Origin of the sequence: Arthrobacter sp. NicSoilC5 (assembly GCF_019977395.1) — a bacterium.
In the GTDB taxonomy this organism is placed as follows: domain Bacteria; phylum Actinomycetota; class Actinomycetes; order Actinomycetales; family Micrococcaceae; genus Arthrobacter.
This window is the reverse complement of record NZ_AP024660.1, coordinates 2,294,076-2,309,383: the sequence shown is the minus strand read 5'-3', so window position 1 is coordinate 2,309,383 and position 15,308 is coordinate 2,294,076. Positions and strand designations below refer to the sequence as shown.

Annotated in this window: 18 protein-coding genes; 8 read left to right on the top strand and 10 right to left on the bottom strand. The window is 67.1% G+C overall.

Annotated elements, in window-relative coordinates; genetic code table 11:
* Window positions 1-139 precede the first annotated feature (139 nt).
* Together LDO22_RS10830 and LDO22_RS10825 are read right to left on the bottom strand one after the other, a co-directional pair.
* Window positions 140-934, bottom strand: coding sequence for a carbon-nitrogen hydrolase family protein (locus tag LDO22_RS10830; RefSeq protein ID WP_224027085.1), 795 nt, complete (start codon window positions 932-934; stop codon window positions 140-142).
* Between the two features lie 80 nt (window positions 935-1,014).
* Entirely contained in the window at window positions 1,015-1,251 is a 237-nt protein-coding gene (locus LDO22_RS10825) for a DUF2630 family protein (protein ID WP_159630581.1), read from the bottom strand.
* An 85-nt stretch (window positions 1,252-1,336) separates the two neighbouring features.
* On the opposite strand from LDO22_RS10825, the gene LDO22_RS10820 reads away from it, so the two are divergent.
* The gene (locus LDO22_RS10820; protein WP_224027084.1) at window positions 1,337-1,735 is read left to right on the top strand and encodes a hypothetical protein; all 399 of its coding nucleotides are present in this window, start codon (window positions 1,337-1,339) and stop codon (window positions 1,733-1,735) included.
* Window positions 1,736-1,769: 34 nt separating this feature from the next.
* On the opposite strand, the gene LDO22_RS10815 is transcribed toward LDO22_RS10820, so the two are convergent.
* The 4 genes from LDO22_RS10815 to LDO22_RS10800 all read right to left on the bottom strand — a co-directional run bounded on the left by LDO22_RS10815 (window position 1,770) and on the right by LDO22_RS10800 (window position 4,159).
* A complete protein-coding gene (locus LDO22_RS10815) occupies window positions 1,770-2,102 on the bottom strand; it encodes a DUF202 domain-containing protein (protein WP_159630585.1) in 333 nt (110 codons plus the stop codon).
* A 4-nt stretch (window positions 2,103-2,106) separates the two neighbouring features.
* Window positions 2,107-2,457 (bottom strand): DUF202 domain-containing protein, encoded by a 351-nt coding sequence (locus LDO22_RS10810; protein WP_159635145.1) that lies wholly within the window; start codon window positions 2,455-2,457, stop codon window positions 2,107-2,109.
* A gap of 91 nt (window positions 2,458-2,548) precedes the next feature.
* Entirely contained in the window at window positions 2,549-3,751 is a 1,203-nt protein-coding gene (gene lhgO, locus LDO22_RS10805) for an L-2-hydroxyglutarate oxidase (RefSeq protein WP_224027083.1), read from the bottom strand.
* A 48-nt stretch (window positions 3,752-3,799) separates the two neighbouring features.
* On the bottom strand, window positions 3,800-4,159 hold the full coding sequence (locus LDO22_RS10800; RefSeq protein WP_224027082.1) for a YnfA family protein: 360 nt from the start codon (window positions 4,157-4,159) through the stop codon (window positions 3,800-3,802).
* Window positions 4,160-4,213: 54 nt separating this feature from the next.
* Between LDO22_RS10800 and LDO22_RS10795 the strand changes: the two genes are divergently transcribed.
* The 3 genes from LDO22_RS10795 to LDO22_RS10785 all read left to right on the top strand — a co-directional run bounded on the left by LDO22_RS10795 (window position 4,214) and on the right by LDO22_RS10785 (window position 7,663).
* On the top strand, window positions 4,214-5,260 hold the full coding sequence (locus tag LDO22_RS10795) for an LLM class flavin-dependent oxidoreductase (protein WP_224027081.1): 1,047 nt from the start codon (window positions 4,214-4,216) through the stop codon (window positions 5,258-5,260).
* 125 nt (window positions 5,261-5,385) lie between these two features.
* Window positions 5,386-6,480 carry a ferredoxin reductase gene (locus tag LDO22_RS10790; RefSeq protein ID WP_224027080.1) on the top strand — a complete coding sequence of 365 codons (1,095 nt, stop codon included), beginning with the start codon at window positions 5,386-5,388 and terminating at the stop codon, window positions 6,478-6,480.
* Window positions 6,481-6,493: 13 nt separating this feature from the next.
* A complete protein-coding gene (locus LDO22_RS10785) occupies window positions 6,494-7,663 on the top strand; it encodes an acyl-CoA desaturase (protein ID WP_224027079.1) in 1,170 nt (389 codons plus the stop codon).
* 65 nt (window positions 7,664-7,728) lie between these two features.
* Here LDO22_RS10785 and LDO22_RS10780 read toward each other — a convergent pair whose 3' ends face one another.
* Complete coding sequence (locus LDO22_RS10780; protein WP_224027078.1) at window positions 7,729-8,838, bottom strand: cation diffusion facilitator family transporter; 1,110 nt, start codon at window positions 8,836-8,838, stop codon at window positions 7,729-7,731.
* Complete coding sequence (locus LDO22_RS10775) at window positions 8,835-9,212, bottom strand: metalloregulator ArsR/SmtB family transcription factor (RefSeq protein ID WP_224027077.1); 378 nt, start codon at window positions 9,210-9,212, stop codon at window positions 8,835-8,837. The genes LDO22_RS10780 and LDO22_RS10775 overlap by 4 nt, the downstream gene beginning before the upstream one ends.
* 158 nt (window positions 9,213-9,370) lie before the next feature.
* On the opposite strand from LDO22_RS10775, the gene LDO22_RS10770 reads away from it, so the two are divergent.
* Entirely contained in the window at window positions 9,371-10,207 is an 837-nt protein-coding gene (locus LDO22_RS10770) for an alpha/beta hydrolase (protein ID WP_224027076.1), read from the top strand.
* A gap of 95 nt (window positions 10,208-10,302) precedes the next feature.
* On the opposite strand, the gene LDO22_RS10765 is transcribed toward LDO22_RS10770, so the two are convergent.
* Both LDO22_RS10765 and LDO22_RS10760 read right to left on the bottom strand, forming a co-directional pair.
* Window positions 10,303-10,713 carry a response regulator transcription factor gene (locus LDO22_RS10765; RefSeq protein WP_159630601.1) on the bottom strand — a complete coding sequence of 137 codons (411 nt, stop codon included), beginning with the start codon at window positions 10,711-10,713 and terminating at the stop codon, window positions 10,303-10,305.
* A 69-nt stretch (window positions 10,714-10,782) separates the two neighbouring features.
* On the bottom strand, window positions 10,783-11,526 hold the full coding sequence (locus LDO22_RS10760) for a GAF and ANTAR domain-containing protein (protein ID WP_159630603.1): 744 nt from the start codon (window positions 11,524-11,526) through the stop codon (window positions 10,783-10,785).
* 288 nt (window positions 11,527-11,814) lie between these two features.
* On the opposite strand from LDO22_RS10760, the gene LDO22_RS10755 reads away from it, so the two are divergent.
* From LDO22_RS10755 to LDO22_RS10745, 3 genes are all read left to right on the top strand, one after another.
* A complete protein-coding gene (locus LDO22_RS10755; protein ID WP_159630605.1) occupies window positions 11,815-12,408 on the top strand; it encodes an adenylate kinase in 594 nt (197 codons plus the stop codon).
* Window positions 12,409-12,453: 45 nt separating this feature from the next.
* A complete protein-coding gene (locus tag LDO22_RS10750; RefSeq protein ID WP_224027075.1) occupies window positions 12,454-13,332 on the top strand; it encodes an NAD(P)-dependent oxidoreductase in 879 nt (292 codons plus the stop codon).
* Window positions 13,333-13,463: 131 nt separating this feature from the next.
* Window positions 13,464-15,308: a S8 family serine peptidase gene (locus LDO22_RS10745; protein ID WP_224027074.1), complete on the top strand. Its 1,845-nt coding sequence runs from the start codon at window positions 13,464-13,466 to the stop codon at window positions 15,306-15,308.

Below are 15,308 nucleotides of genomic sequence, written 5' to 3'. Positions count from 1 at the left end.
CTTCCGCCGCCGGCCTCCGGACGCCCCGGCCCTACCCGATGCCTGCCACCACGGGCGCCCGCGGGGCGCCCAAGGTGAGACCCGGCGTCGTCCGCTCTTTCGCCGTCTGTTTCGAAGCTATGAACAGCGCCTCACGCGATCAGAACGTGCGGGCGTTGGCCAGGACGGGCAGTTTGGTCCGGACGTCGTCCACCGTTGAGGGATCAATGTCGACGACAGCGAGTTCCGGCTTGCCGCCCAGCGCCACCACCGCCTTGCCCAGGGGGGTGATCACGGCGCTGTGCCCGATGCCGGTGGGTGCTGTGCCCGCCGGGCCGGCGCCCACTGTTTCGGGATCGCCCTGGCCGCAGGCGACCACAAAAGTGGTGCTGTCCAGCGCCCGGGCGCGCACCAGCAGGTCCCACTGCTCCGCCTTGCCCTCACCGGCACCCCAGGAGGCACACACGATGTTCACCTGGGCACCCGCGTTGGCGTTGGCGGTGAACAGGCCCGGGAAACGGACGTCGTAGCAGGTCGCCAGGCCGAACACGGTACCGTCCAGTTCGAAGGTTACCGGTGCCTCCCCGGCCTCGACGGTCCGGGACTCGGCGAAACCGAAGGCGTCAAAAAGGTGGACCTTGTCATAGGACGCCTCCACCCCGGGCCCGGTGACCAGCAGTGTGTTACGGACCCGGCCGTCCTTTCCCGGAGTGAACATGCCGGCCACGATCGTGAGGTCCAGCTCCTTCGCCATCCTGCGGACTTCGCTGGCCCATGGGCCGTCAACGGGCTCGGCAATGTCCTTCAGGGAGTGGCCGAAGGCGCGCATCGTCGCTTCGGGGAAAACCACCAGCTGGGCGCCGGCGTTGCTGGCCTGGGCAGCGTACTCCCACACCAGCTCAAGGTTGGCTGCTGTGTCGGCACTGCTGATGATCTGGGCTACGGCGATACGCATGGAAGAAACTCAATCTGTGGGTAACGGAAAAGGGGTGCCCGGGTAGGTTGACCCGGGCACCCAAGGCGGTCCGGCGACGGCTACTGCCTGTAACCTTCAACCTCGCTGATGGGGCGGGCTTCGGCGTCGTTCGGGTTCTCGCCCGAGTCCTTCTTGGCCCGCCGTTGGCGCAGCAGGTCCCAGCACTGGTCCAGGCTTTCTTCCACATACTTGAGCCGTGCCTGGTCCGGGGCCTGCCCGCCCCCCGAGCCCTCACGCAGTGAGTGCTCCTCCTCCACGAGGGCCTGGATGTGCGTCAAAATGTCCTGATCATTCATGGCTTCCCCTTACTCCGGTCCGGTCTCCTTCAGCGTACGTATCAGGTGCTGAAGGAGCCAGCCCCTGAGCTGTACCATCAACTTCATGCCCACTGCGCTCGATATGGCAGGTCCCATCCTGGAAGTGCTCACCTGGTTGTGCCTGCCCGCCGGGCTGGGACTGCTCTTCTACACCGGATTCCTCCGCCGCTTCGTGCACCCGTGGGACATGGCCGAGGCCGTGGTGTACTCCGATTCCACCGGTGTTGGCTTCCGCTGGTTTGACCGGAAGCACCAGGTGCACAACGCCCCGATGTCCCCGTTTGACATCAAGGACATGGCCGCGGGAGACACCCTGCCCATCTATTACCACCCCAAGCGTCCGACGCAGTGGCAGACCACCAGGCCGGAGGAAGCCGGGAGGACGGCCTCGGTCCTGGGCCGGTGCCTGACGGCGATAGGCGCCGTGGCCCTGCTGGCCGGATTCGTCCTGCCCATGTTCTAGCTGGCCGGTACGGGTCCAGCTGGCAGGGACCGTTCTAGCTGACCAGCACCACCACAATGCCCAGGCACCCCAGGGCGAGCCCGGCGAAGGCGGTCCAGAGCACAGCGGGCAGGTCGGCCTCGATGCTTTCGCCGGCCAGCCCGTGCGACCTCGCCTGGTAGCGGCGGCGCTGCGTGAGGTAAATGGCCAGGGCGGCGCCGCCGGAAATCACCGGCAGCATCAGGATGGGCGGCCCATAGGTGGGAAGCCAGCGCAGGAAGAAGGCGCTGGCCGTCACCAGCGCCAGCATGGTCCGGCCCCAGGCGAGGGCCGTCCGCTCCGGCTGGAGGCCGGGATCGCCGTGGGGGCTGGGGCCGCTGGATGCCACGGAATCAGCGCCAGAGAATAAAGACCAGTACGACGGCGGCAGCCAGCGCGCCTGCCCCGGCCAGCAGGGGCACAAAGAGCGGCAGCGGCAACGGCGCCTTGTTCCGCATGCTGCGCTCCACCCGGAGCCACCGCATGGCGGCCCCGCCACTGAGCATCATGCCCAGCAGAAGCAGCAGGACGGCCAGGCCTTTCCGGACAGGCTCAATGAAAAGGCCCGAAGTGAACGCCTCGATGGCAATGCCACCCGCCAGCAGCGCAAGCGACGTCCGGATCCAGGCCAGGAAGGTGCGTTCGTTCGCCAGCGTGAAGCGTGGGTCCGGTTCCTCGCCGCCGGGCAGCAGCCGTTCCGCCATCCTCCCGCGCGACGGCGGGACCGTTGGCCGGGGCGGCTGCTCACTGTTGATCACCGGGCCAGTTTAGCCGTGGCCGGTGCCAGCCTGCCGGTCAGGACGCGGGGTGCAGCACGGCTTTGCCGGCCAGGTGTTCCCCGATGGGCAGGGCGGCGGTTGCGGCCGGGGAGGGGGCGTTCAGGACGTGGATCATCCTGTCCGTCTCCGCAAGCAGGAAATCGTGCAGGAGCGTTCCGTCCCGGTGCACCGCCTGTGCCCGGATGCCTGCCTCGTACGGCAGCAGGTCCGCCTTTGACAGGCCGGGGGCGTATTTGCGGCATTCCTGGAGGTAGCTGCCCTTGAACAGCGAGTTCCGGACTTCGCGCACTGCGGTGGCGGCGTTGGACCTTGCCACGTGCCACAGCCCGGGAAAGCGCAGATAGCGGCCCACGTCCTTGAGGTCCACGGAGAATTTGGGGTAGCCCTCCCGGGCCAGGCCCAGGACCGCATTGGGTCCCACAGTGATGCTGCCGTTGATGGTGGGAGTGAGGTGCACCCCCAGGAAGGGCAGGTCCGGATCCGGTACGGGGTAGATCAGGTGGATCACATAGTCCCACTTGGATTCCGGGAGCTCGAAGTACTCCCCGCGGAAAGGAATGATCTGGACATCAATCTTCATGCCGGCCATTTCCGCCACGCGGTCCGACTGCAGGCCCGCACACGCCACCAGGCGGCGGCACGAGTAGGCGGCCTGGCCCGTGGCAACCTCCACGCGGTCCGAATGCTCCACGATCGAGCCCACGGTGGCTCCGGTGATGACCCGCCCGCCGGCAGCGGAGATGAGGTCGGCCAGCTTCCGCGCCACTTCCCCGTAGTCCACGATGCCGGTGCTCGGAATGAACAGCGCGCCCAGTCCCGAAACGTTGGGCTCGCGCCTATTGAGTTCCGCCTGGTCGAGGCGCTCGCAGTCCAGCCCATGGACGGCCGCGCGTTCCTCCAGCCGGCCCAGCAGGTCCAGCTCCACGGCCGAGGTGGCCACGAGCAGCTTGCCCGGCTCGGCGAACCTGATCCCGTGCTCCCGGCAGAACTCCTTGGTTTGTTGCGCTCCGGCCTTGCTGAACCGGGCCTTGAGGCTGTCCGGGGCGTAGTAGATGCCGGAATGGATAACGCCGCTGTTGTGCCCGGTCTGGTGCGAAGCCAGGGAACCCGCGGCCTCGAGCAGGACCAGGGAGGCTCCCGGTTGCCTCTGCAACAACTGGTAGGCAGTTGCAAGGCCTACGATGCCGCCACCAATAACGCAGTAGTCCACCCGCTCCACAGGACCCGCCTTTCGTCGTGGCTAGATTTTAGCCACGCTCCCGCTGCTTTATCCGCCGCTGCGGGGTGCAAACATGATCACGGCGACGCCCAGCAGGCAGACCAGGGATCCGGCGACGTCCCACCGGTCCGGGCGGAAGCCGTCAAATGCCATGCCCCACACCAGGGAGCCGGCAACGAACACTCCGCCGTAGGCCGCCAGGATCCGCCCAAAATGGGCGTCCGGCTGGAGCGTGGCCACGAAGCCATAGACGCCCAGCGCGATCACGCCGAGCCCCGCCCACCACCAGTCCCTGCCCTCGCGCACGGCCTGCCACACCAGCCAGGCGCCGCCGATTTCAGCGGCAGCGGCCAGCACGAACAGCACGATGGTCTTGAAGACAGCGACAGTTTCACCCGGAGTACCCACCCAGCCATCATCCCAGCCGGGAATGCAGCTGCCGGCAGCACCGTTGGGGGAAGTATGGAGCGCATCGGATTCCTTTCATTCGGCCACTGGGGCCCCGGCCAGGGTTCCCAAACCAGGACGGCGGCGGATGCCCTTCTCCAGGGCATCGAACTTGCGGTCGCCGCCGAAGAACTCGGAGTGGACGGCGCGTTCTTCCGTGTCCACCACTTCGCCCGGCAGCAGGCATCGCCCTTCCCCCTCCTGTCAGCCATCGCGGCCCGCACCAGCCGCATCGAAATTGGCACGGGTGTGATCGACATGCGCTACGAAAACCCGCTGTACATGGCAGAGGAAGCGGCCGCGGCAGACCTGATCAGCGGCGGCAGGCTGCAGCTTGGCATCAGCCGTGGTTCACCCGAGCCCGCCCTGCAGGGCGCGTCCGCGTTCGGCTACCGGCCGCAGCCGGGGGAGACCGATGCGGACATGGCCCGCCGCCACACCGACACCTTCCGCAAAGCCATTACCGGCGCCGGGGTGGCCCAGGCCGATCCCCGCTACGCGGGCGGGGCCACCGGACTACTCCCGGTCCAGCCCCAGTCCCCGGGGCTGGCGGAACGGATCTGGTGGGGTGCCGGCAGCCGGAAGACCGCCGTATGGGCCGCGGAACTCGGGATGAACCTGATGAGCTCCACCCTGCTCACGGAGGACACCGGGGTCCCGTTCCATGAACTCCAGGCCGAGCAGATCCAGCTGTTCCGGGAGGCGTGGGCCGCGGCGGGCCATGCCCATGCGCCGAGGGTTTCGGTGAGCCGCAGTGTCCTGCCCATCGTGGATGATGAGGACAAGTACTTCTTTGCCGGAAGCGAGCTCCGCGATGGCCGTGACCAGGTGGGTGTCATTGACGGGTTGACGGCCAGGTTCGGCAAGAGCTACGTGGGGCCGCCGGACCTCCTGGCGGAGCAGCTCGCCGCCGATACCGCGGTGCAGGCTGCGGACACGCTCCTCCTGACCGTTCCTAACCAGCTGGGCGTGGAGTTCAACGCCAAGCTTTTGGGCAACATCGCAAAATACGTGGCCCCTGCCCTGGGATGGAGCCGAAAGGACGCCGGGAACCTTTTGTGAGACCGAACCGTTACTCTTAAGAGTGCGGCGTGGGGGCTTCGCGCCCACCAACTAGCGTGTGACTGCGGAACGGTCATATGACGGAGAGAGAGAAATATGGCTCGCACCGCTCTAGGCTTACCCGTATGATCCGGCTACGACAGCTGGCCCAGGCGGCCTCAGTGCTCACTACCCCTTTGGCGCCCGAAGATATCCTGGCGCTGTTCAACCCTGTCTACTCGGCCCGGCAGTTGCGCGGCGTGGTCACCCGGGTGGTCCAGGAGACCGCCCAGTCGGCCACGATCTTCTTCCGCCCGGGCCGTGGCTGGAAGGCGCACCTGGCAGGCCAGTGGGCCCGCATCGGCGTAGAACTCGACGGCGTTCGCCACTGGCGCTCCTACTCCCTCAGCGCTCCCGCCGGCAAGGACCCGGCCATCACGGTCACCGATGTCGGCGCCGTGTCCGGCACCCTGGTGCGCACCACGAAGCCCGGGGACGTGCTGTTCCTGGCCCCGCCCCAGGGCGACTTCGTGCTCCCTGAGCACCCGCGCCCCCTGCTCATGGTCACAGCGGGCAGCGGCATCACCCCGGTGATGTCCATGATCCGTACCCTCGTTCCCCGCCGCCCGGATGCCGACGTCGTCCTGGTCCACTCGGCCCGCACGCCGGATGACAGCCTGTTCCGCGAGGAGCTGGCCGAGCTCGCGGACCAGTTCCCCAACTTCCGGCTGGCGCACTGGTACACCGGCGAGCAGGGCCGCATGGACTTTTCCAGCACCAAGGAGCTGGACGCGATCTGCCCCGACTGGAAGGAACGGGCAGCCTACGCCTGCGGTCCGGACAGTTTCCTGGACGACGCAGAAGCGCTCTGGAAGCGGGCACTGACCGCCAAGGCTCCCGGCTCCGACGTCGCCGTGGCGGGCGACCCCGGCAACCTGATGATCGAGCGCTTCAACACCACGTTCAACGCGGGCGTAGGGCACGACGGCGGCCTGGTCACCTTCGAAGCCTCCGACCGCGAGGTGCAGGCCGACGGCGACACCCCCATCCTGGACGTCGGCGAGGACGCCGGGGTGCTGATGCCCAGCGGCTGCCGGATGGGCATCTGCCACAGCTGCCTCACACCGCTGCTTGCCGGGCAGGTCCGGGACCTGCGTACCGGGGAAATCCATGGCGAACCCGGCCAACTGATCCAAACGTGTGTCTCGGCAGCCGCCGGACCCGTAAACCTCGAAATCTGAGGAGCACCACGGAATGTCTGTAATCACCCCTACCAAGGTCACGCCCGCGGGAAGCTCGAGAACGCGCCCCGGGAAGCTCGCCGAATCGGGCAGCCCCACCGTCCGGCCGCCGGCGGCCGCGCACCTCAGCGACGAGCAGGTAGCGGAGCTGGGCCGCGAGCTCGACGCCATCCGGGATGAAGTCCTGGCCAAGCGGGGCGCCGAGGATGCTGCCTACATCCGCCGGATGATCAAGATCCAGCGCGGGCTCGAGATCTCCGGCCGGGCCGCCCTCCTGGTCAGTAAGAACAAGGCTGCCTGGGTCACCGGTACCACCTTGCTGAGCCTGGCCAAGATCCTGGAAAACATGGAACTGGGCCACAACATCCTGCACGGCCAGTGGGACTGGATGCGGGACCCGGACATCCACTCCACCACCTGGGAATGGGACTTCGTCACGCCGTCGCGTTCCTGGCAGCACACCCACAACGACCTGCACCACCGCTGGACCAACGTGGTGGGCAAAGACAACGACGTCGGATACAACCTCCTGCGCATGGATGAGCAGCAGCCGTGGAAGCCCATCAACCTGGCCAACCCGCTGTTCAACGCCATCCTGGCCCCGGTCTTCGAGTGGGGCATTGCCATCTACGACCTTGAGCTGACCGAGTATAAGGAAGGCACCAAGTCCAAGGAGGCCCTGCACAAGGACCTCAAGGCGCTCGGCAAGAAGGTTGTCACCCAGTTCACCAAGGACTATGCAGCAACCCCGGCGGTCGCCATGCTCACCGGGTCCGCGAAGCAGGCCCTCTTCGGCACGATCGCAGCCAACGCCATCCGCAACGTCTGGGCCCACGCGGTGATCTTCTGCGGCCACTTCCCGGAGGGAACCGACACCTTCACGGAAGAGATGGTGGACGGCGAAACCCGCGGTGACTGGTATGTCCGCCAGATGATCGGCTCAGCCAACATCTCGGGCTCGAAGTTCATGCACCTCATGACGGGCAACCTCTCACACCAGATCGAGCACCACCTCTTCCCGGACCTGCCCTCGAACCGGTACGCCGAGGTGGCGCCCAGGGTCCGCGAGATCTGCCAGCGGTACGGCCTGAAGTACACCACCGGGCCGCTGCTGAAGCAGGTCGGCTCCTCCTGGGCAAAGGTCTTCAAGCTCGCGCTGCCCGGAAAGGCTGCCCGCGCCTAGGTCCGGAATCCCCGCAACGCAGAAGTGACCCGGCCAGGCCGGGTCACCTCTGCGTTAAGCGCCCGCTACCGCCGGGTGCCGGGAGCCAGGAGCATGTGGTCCAGCTTGGGCAGTGCCTGCCGAAGCCGGTGGTCGGCGCGGTCAAGGACCTCCTCGGCGTGCGACAGCTCCGTGTCTGCCAGTTCGATGCGTGCCGAGCCCTGCAGCCGGTGGCCCGACCACCGCAGCTGCAGGTGCTGGACGCCGAGGACGCCCGTCGTCCCCTCCAGCGCGGACTGGGCACGCGACACCAGCTCCGGTTCGATGCCATCCATAAGCCGCCGTCCGATGCTCCGAACGGTGCCCCACAGCAGCACCATGATGGCTGCGGAGATGATCAGCCCAACGATCGGGTCCGCCAGCGGAAAACCGAGCATGACGCCGACGGCGCCGATCACCACGGCCAGCGAGGTGAAGCCGTCCGTCCGGGCGTGCACACCGTCTGCCACCAGCGCGGCGGAACCGATCCTGCGGCCCACCCGGATGCGGTAGATGGCCACGGCTTCGTTTCCTGCAAAGCCGATCAGGCCCGCGGCCGTGACCCAGCCCAGGTTCTGCAGCGGCTGGGGATGGATCAGCCGGTCCACTGACTGCCAGCCGGCAACGACGGCGGAAAGGGCCACCACGGCCACGATGAACAGGCCTGCCAGGTCCTCCGCCCTTCCGTAGCCGTACGTGTACCGGCGGTTGGCGGCCCTGCGCCCCAGGATGAAGGCAACCCACAGGGGTACCGCGGTCAGGGCGTCGGAAAAGTTGTGGATGGTGTCCGCCAGCAGGGCCACCGAGCTGCTGAACAGGACCACCAGGAATTGCAGCACGGTCGTGGCCAGCAGGACGAACATGCTGATCTTCAGCGCCCGGATGCCCTCGCTGCTGGCCTCCATGGCGTCGTCAATGGAATCGGCGGCATCGTGCGTGTGAGGAACGAACAGTTCGAACAGCCAGCCCTTGAAGCCGGAGTGGTGGTGGTGGCCGTGCCCGTCGTGGTCATGATCGTGCGGGTGGTCGTGACCGTGGTCGTGGTGGTGCTCATGACCGTGGTCGTGCGGGTGGTCATGACCGTGGTCGTGTCCGCCGTGCCCCTCCTCATGGGGGTGGCTGTGCGTGTGTGTCGACTCCTGGTGCGGCCCGCTCATGAGGCACTCCTTTGCGCAGAATGGTTGGTGATGCGGTGGTGTGCCGGCTCTCCGCCAAGGGCGTGTTCGGCCTGGAAGATCGCATCCGCCACCAGTTGCCGTGCATGCTCGTTTTCCAGCCGGTAGAGCACACGCGTCCCGTCCTGCCGCGTGGACACCATCCGGGCCAGGCGCATTTTCGCCAGGTGCTGGGACACGGCGGCAGGGGACTTGCCCACGACGTCCGCCAGGGCGCCCACCGCCATCTCGCCGTCCCGGAGCGCCAAAATAATCCGCACCCTGGTAGCGTCGGCCAGCATGGCGAAGACCTCCACCGCCAACTCCACGTATTGGCTGTCCGCGCCCAGCGAGCAAGCATTCTTATCTGCATTCATGCGCATATATTGTCACAGCTGCCGCCGCAACGCACTTTGGCGACGTCCACCGTTGCCGCAAAACGCTCCCCGCCCGGAGCCGGCCGCCCTAGAGTAGGAGATGCGTGGCACGGCGTTCTGCCTGCCGCCTGGTCAGTCTCGAAAGGAATTCATCCCCGATGGCTTTAATCACCGTTGGCACTGAGAACAGCACTGATATCGAGATCTACTACGAGGACCACGGCTCGGGACAGCCCGTGGTGCTGATCCATGGCTACCCCCTGGACGGGTCATCCTGGGAAAAGCAGACCGCTGCCCTGCTGGGTGCCGGCTACCGGGTCATCACCTATGACCGCCGCGGTTTCGGCAAATCCAGCAAGCCTGCCGGGGGATACGACTACGACACCTTCGCGGCGGACCTCGACACCCTGCTGACCACCCTGGACCTGAACGATGTGGTGCTGGTGGGCTTCTCCATGGGCACCGGCGAAGTCGGCCGCTACCTGGGCACCTACGGCTCCGCACGCGTGGCCCGGGCAGCGTTCCTCGGATCCCTGGAGCCCTACCTGCTCAAGGCCGACGACAATCCCGACGGCGTCCCCCAGGAGGTGTTCGACGGCCTTCTGGAAGCAGTCACGGCCGACCGCTACGCCTTCTTCACCGAATTCTTCAAGAATTTCTACAACTCCGACACCTTCCTGGGCACGCCCCGCCTGAGCCAGGAAGTCATGAATGCGGGCTGGAACCTTGCCGCCGGCTCGGGTGCAACGGCTTCCGTTGCCGCCCAACCCACGTGGCTCACGGACTTCCGCCAGGACATCCCCAAGATCGATGTCCCGGCCCTGATCGTGCACGGCACCGCGGACAACATCCTGCCCATAGACTCCACCGGCCGCCTGTTCGCCAAGGCGCTGCCCAGCGCTGAGTACGTGGAGATCGAGGGTGCCCCGCACGGCCTGCTGTGGACGCACGCCGCGGAGGTCAACGAGGCCCTGCTGGACTTCCTGTCGAAGTAGCGCCAGTGCGCGTCCGACGGCGGCACGGGCCGCCGCCGGACGCGTCACCGCTGCCGGGGGCGCCGGGAGTTACGGCTCGATTCCCGGCGGCCGGCTCAGCAGTGGGATTTGCCCGGTATCTGGGGCTCCTGTGAAACAGCCGCCGCCGGGCACAGCTGCCCGGCAAGGGCCTTCAGTTCCTTCGGATGGAAAGGTTTGGTGAGGTAGCCGGCAGCCCCTGACGCCATACCGGCCAGCACGTCGTCTTCCTCGGAGCGGGCCGTCAGGAAGAGCAAGGGTGCGGTGGTGAGGACGCGGATGGCGCGGGCCACCACGTGCCCGTCCATGTCGGGAAGCCCAAGGTCCAGGGTGACCAGGGCGATGGCGGGATCAGACGCCGCGGCGATGCCCTCCGCACCTGTTCCCACCGCGGTGACCTTGAACCCCGCGCGGGACAGGACCACCGAGATCAGGCCCCGGATGTCGTCGTCATCCTCCACGACAAGGCAAACACGCTGCTGTTCCATTTGAGCCCCCCCGGCGAAAAGTTGGCACCAGTCTACTGGTGGCAGGACACGTTGGCGCAGACCGCCGCCCTAGCCGTCGTAATGGGTGCGCGCCGGGCCCTGGCCCAGGGCATTCACCACGGCAGCAGCAACATCGTGCAGCTTGGTGTTGCGGGTGCTCGACGCGGTCTTCAGGATGGCAAAAGCGTCCTGCTGGCTGCATCGGTTCTGGGCCATGATGATGCCCACCGCCATATCGATGACCGTGCGGGACTCCAGCGTGGCACGGAGGTTCGCCGCCGTCTCGCTGTAATGCGCAAAGCGCACTGCAAGGCGGAGTGCCAGCGAGGTCTGGCTGACGAAATCTTCGGCGAACTTGAGCACGCGGCCTTCAAAGCGGTGGGCCCGGCCGGAGTACAGCAGCAGCGCTGCCTTGGTTTCGCCTTCAAGCCGGAAGGGAAGAGCCGCGACCGACCTGACTCCCCGTGCCACAACTGCCGTGGAGTATTCCGGCCAGCGGCCGTCCCCTTCGAGGTCCGGAGCGTGGACTGTCTCCTGGACGGTGAATGCCGTCAGGCTGGGGGTCTCGGCGAAGCTGTGCTCAAGGCGTCCGATGGACTTTGCTTCCCGGCTGCTGCTGGCTACGGTGGCGGTTTTCCGCTGCCGGAGCAGGGTGATGGCGCATAGCATCTCATCGCCTGGCTCCGAGAGGTTACGCGCGGACACCTGTGCCAGTTCATTGAGGAAGTCCTCAACATCGGAGCTGTTGAGGACCAGTTCATGCAGGTGCTCTGTGATGGATGTATCGGTTTTTGCTGTTGACTCGCTGGCCACGGTTTTCTGGTGCCATTCGTTCAGGTCAAAACGAGCCTGCAACACACAAGCACCCCGCAGCAGGGCGGGGAACCGGTGATGGTCGCTGGATCGACGAACTTTCCAACGGCCTGCTGCTAAACCGATAACCAGAGTATATACATCCCCGGCCGGGGCGAAGCCCATGTGCTTCCGGGCGGCGACAGCGCTTGCTGGCGCCGGGCAAGGACCAACCGGCACAATGATGCGGGAGCCGGTGCTGCCTCTGCCGGCCCGTTGACTGTGGTCCCGCCGCGGAAGGACAGGAACATGACCAGGCTTCTCATCATCGGCCCACCGGGCTCCGGCAAAGGAACCCAGGCCGAACACCTGGCGCGCCACTTCCAGGTCCCTGCCGTGTCCACCGGCGACATCTTCCGGAGCAACGTAAGCCGGAAGACAGACCTGGGGAACCAGGCTGCGCAGTATTTGGACGGCGGCCACTTCGTACCTGACCACCTAACCAACGCACTGGTCAAGGACCGGCTCCTTGAAGGCGACGCGAGGCACGGGTTCCTGCTGGACGGCTACCCCCGCACGGCGCCGCAGGCCGCCGAACTGGATGCCATGCTCGCGGCCCAGGGCCATGCGCTGGACGCCGTCATCGAACTGCAGGCGCCGGACGCCGAACTGGAGGAGCGGATGCAGCGCCGCGCTGCGGAACAGGGCCGCACGGACGACACCATCGATGTCTTCCGGCGCCGCCTGGACCTCTACCACCGCCAGACCCATGAAGTAGTCTCGGTGTACGCGGGCCGGGGCATCCTGGTGTCCGTCAACGGCAGCGGCGATCAAGGCGGGATCACCGCAGTGGCAATCGCCGCCGTCGAACAGTTCCTCGCAGCCCCGCGGCCCCCGTCCTGACCGAAACACCGCACGGTGAACGCACTCCAACAGAAGGAAACACTGATGAGAATTGCCGTTACAGGCGGAAACGGAAAACTGGGGCGGCACGTGGTGCGCCGGCTCACCGACGATGGCCACCAGGTCCTCACCCTGGACCGCGCTGGCGAGCGCAGCCCGGGGCTCCTGGTAGTGGACCTGCGCAACTACGGGCAGGTGGTGGACGCGCTGCTGGGGGTTGATGACCGGCATGACGGGTTCGACGCCGTGGTGCACCTGGGAGCCATTCCCGCCCCGGGCATCCTTCCGGACGCCGCCACGTTCGAGAACAACATGCTGTCCACCTACAACGTCTTCCAGGCCGCGCGGCGCGCCGGCATCAAGAAGGTGGTGTACGCGTCCAGCGAGACCGTGCTGGGGCTGCCGTTCGACATTGACCCGCCCTACATCCCGGTGGACGAGGAATACCCGCCGCGGCCGGAAAGCACCTACTCCCTGGTGAAGACGCTGGAGGAGCAGATGGCCGTGGAGATGACGCGGTGGGACCCGGAGCTGAGCATTACGGGGCTGCGGTTCTCCAACGTGATGGACGAGGCCGACTACGAAAAGTTCCCTTCCTTCGATGGGGACGCGATGCTGCGGAAGTGGAACCTCTGGGGCTACATCGACGGCAGGGACGGCGCGCAGGCCGTGGCGCGGGCGCTGGAGAACGCCAAGCCAGGATTCGAGGCCTTCATCATTGCCAATGCCGATACCGTCATGAGCCGGTCAAGCGCCGGCCTCGCAGCTGAGGTGTTCCCCGGCGTCAAGGTCACCAAGGAACTGGGCGAGCACGAAACGATGCTTTCCATCGACAAGGCACGGCGGCTGCTGGGCTTCGAGCCCGAGCACAGCTGGCGGAACCATGCAGCAGCCGGCTCCGGCTCTGGAGGAGGCCAGGGCTAGAACCGGGCCTGCAGTAACCGGGCCGCAGGAAACGCCGAAGGTTGGCGCAGGATCATCCAAGGAGCCGGAAGCCGTGCGCTTCCGGCTCCTATCCTTTTGGTACCGCCAACCGCCACCGCAAGGACCCCCACATGCGTACCCGATTCTTCGTGCTGCCTGCGCTCACGGCGATGCTCTCCGCCGTCGTCCTTTCCACGGCAGCCCTGCCCGCCGCCGCTGCTCCTATCGCGGCTGCTGTCACTGTCCAACCCGCCGCCGCTGCAACCGGACGCTACATCGTCCAGTACGCCCCCACTGCGGACGTCGCCTCAGAGACGGCCGGACTGCGCGGCCAGGGCCTCGCCGTCGGCCGCACGTTTGAGCACGCAATCCATGGCGCCGTTGTCACCGCAACCCCCGCCCAGGCGGCAGCCCTTGCCAGGTCGGGGAAGGTGCTGTCGGTGGAACCGGACGCCCCCCTCACGGTTTCCGGGAACGAGCAGCCGGCCCCCTGGGGCCTGGACCGTGCCGACCAACGGGCGTTGCCGCTCTCCGGCAGCTACTCGTGGACCGGGTCCGGCGCCGGTGTGACGGCCTACGTGGTGGACACCGGCATCCTGGCCTCGCACAGCGACTTTGGCGGCCGGGTGGCGGCGGGCTGGACCGCCGTGGCGGATGGCAACGGCACCACTGACTGCAACGGCCACGGCACCCACGTAGCCGGAACGGTGGCAGGGTCCACGTACGGCGTCGCCAAGAGCGCCACCCTGGTGCCGGTCAGGGTGCTGGACTGCAGCGGGTCGGGCTACAACTCGGACGTGGTGGCCGGCCTGGACTGGATCGCCGCAAACCATGCAGCCGGAACACCGGCCGTGGCCAACCTCAGCCTGGGTGGAGCGGCCAGCAGCACGGTGGACAGCGCCGTCCAGGCCGTCCTGGCTGACGGCGTCACCACTGTGGTGGCCGCGGGCAACTCCGCTGTGGACGCCTGCACGGGCTCACCTGCCCGCGTGTCCGGCGCCGTCACCGTGGCGGCCAGCGATGCAACCGACAAGCAGGCATCGTTCTCCAACTTTGGGTCCTGCGTTGACCTGTATGCTCCCGGCGTCGGCATCACCTCCGACTACTACACCTCCACCACGGCCACGGCGTCCATGTCCGGAACATCCATGGCGGCTCCGCACACCGCCGGCGCCGCTGCCCTGCTGCTCTCGCAGAACCCCGCCCTGGCACCGGCGGACGTGGCCGCGGCACTGGCAGCCAATGCCACCTCCGGGGTGGTCACCGGCGTCACCGCGGGTACCCCGAACCGCCTGCTGTTTACCGGTGCGGACGCCACGGCTCCTGCCCCTGCTCCTGCCCCGACCGTCACCTCGGTTTCGCCGGCCGCCAAGGCCACCGCCGTGGCCGCGGGCACGAACGTGGCGGCCACCTTCAGCGCCGCCGTCCAGGGCGTGTCCGCCACGACCTTCGTGCTCAAAAACGCCGCAGGGACCAACATTGCCGCCACCGTCACGTACAACGCAACCACCAGGACCGCCACCCTTGACCCGGCCGCAAGCCTCGCCGCGGACACCACCTACACGGCCACCCTGGCCGGCGGAACCTCTGCCATCCGCGACGCGGCAGGCACGCCACTGGCCACCACCAGCTGGAGTTTCACCACCGGTCCCGCGCCCACCCTCACCAGCTACACCCCGGGCAGCAATGCGCTCCTGGTCCGCAGGAACAGCAACGTCAGCGCCACCTTCAGCGAAGCCGTCCAGGGCGCCGGCACCGCCACATTCACTTTGAAGAACGCTTCCACCGGTGCCTTGGTGGCAGCCTCTGTCTACCGCAACGGCACCACCAACCAGTGGATCCTCGATCCCCAGGAACCCCTGGCCGCCAATGCCCGGTATACGGTGACCCTGGTTGGAGGGGCCGCCGGGATCCGCGACCTCGCCGGCAATCCGCTGGCCGGCCGGAGCTGGCAGTTCACCACCGGGTCGTACTAG

Coding starts and splice junctions, on each gene's coding strand:
- LDO22_RS10755 (WP_159630605.1), top strand. CDS start 11,815: ATGACCAGGCTTCTCATCATCGGCCCACCGGGCTCCGGCAAAGGAACC.
- LDO22_RS10810 (WP_159635145.1), bottom strand. CDS start 2,457: ATGGCGGAACGGCTGCTGCCCGGCGGCGAGGAACCGGACCCACGCTTC.
- LDO22_RS10780 (WP_224027078.1), bottom strand. CDS start 8,838: ATGAGCGGGCCGCACCAGGAGTCGACACACACGCACAGCCACCCCCAT.
- LDO22_RS10785 (WP_224027079.1), top strand. CDS start 6,494: ATGTCTGTAATCACCCCTACCAAGGTCACGCCCGCGGGAAGCTCGAGA.
- LDO22_RS10750 (WP_224027075.1), top strand. CDS start 12,454: ATGAGAATTGCCGTTACAGGCGGAAACGGAAAACTGGGGCGGCACGTG.
- LDO22_RS10765 (WP_159630601.1), bottom strand. CDS start 10,713: ATGGAACAGCAGCGTGTTTGCCTTGTCGTGGAGGATGACGACGACATC.
- LDO22_RS10770 (WP_224027076.1), top strand. CDS start 9,371: ATGGCTTTAATCACCGTTGGCACTGAGAACAGCACTGATATCGAGATC.
- LDO22_RS10830 (WP_224027085.1), bottom strand. CDS start 934: ATGCGTATCGCCGTAGCCCAGATCATCAGCAGTGCCGACACAGCAGCC.
- LDO22_RS10745 (WP_224027074.1), top strand. CDS start 13,464: ATGCGTACCCGATTCTTCGTGCTGCCTGCGCTCACGGCGATGCTCTCC.
- LDO22_RS10775 (WP_224027077.1), bottom strand. CDS start 9,212: ATGAATGCAGATAAGAATGCTTGCTCGCTGGGCGCGGACAGCCAATAC.
- LDO22_RS10820 (WP_224027084.1), top strand. CDS start 1,337: ATGCCCACTGCGCTCGATATGGCAGGTCCCATCCTGGAAGTGCTCACC.
- LDO22_RS10790 (WP_224027080.1), top strand. CDS start 5,386: ATGATCCGGCTACGACAGCTGGCCCAGGCGGCCTCAGTGCTCACTACC.
- LDO22_RS10795 (WP_224027081.1), top strand. CDS start 4,214: ATGGAGCGCATCGGATTCCTTTCATTCGGCCACTGGGGCCCCGGCCAG.
- LDO22_RS10825 (WP_159630581.1), bottom strand. CDS start 1,251: ATGAATGATCAGGACATTTTGACGCACATCCAGGCCCTCGTGGAGGAG.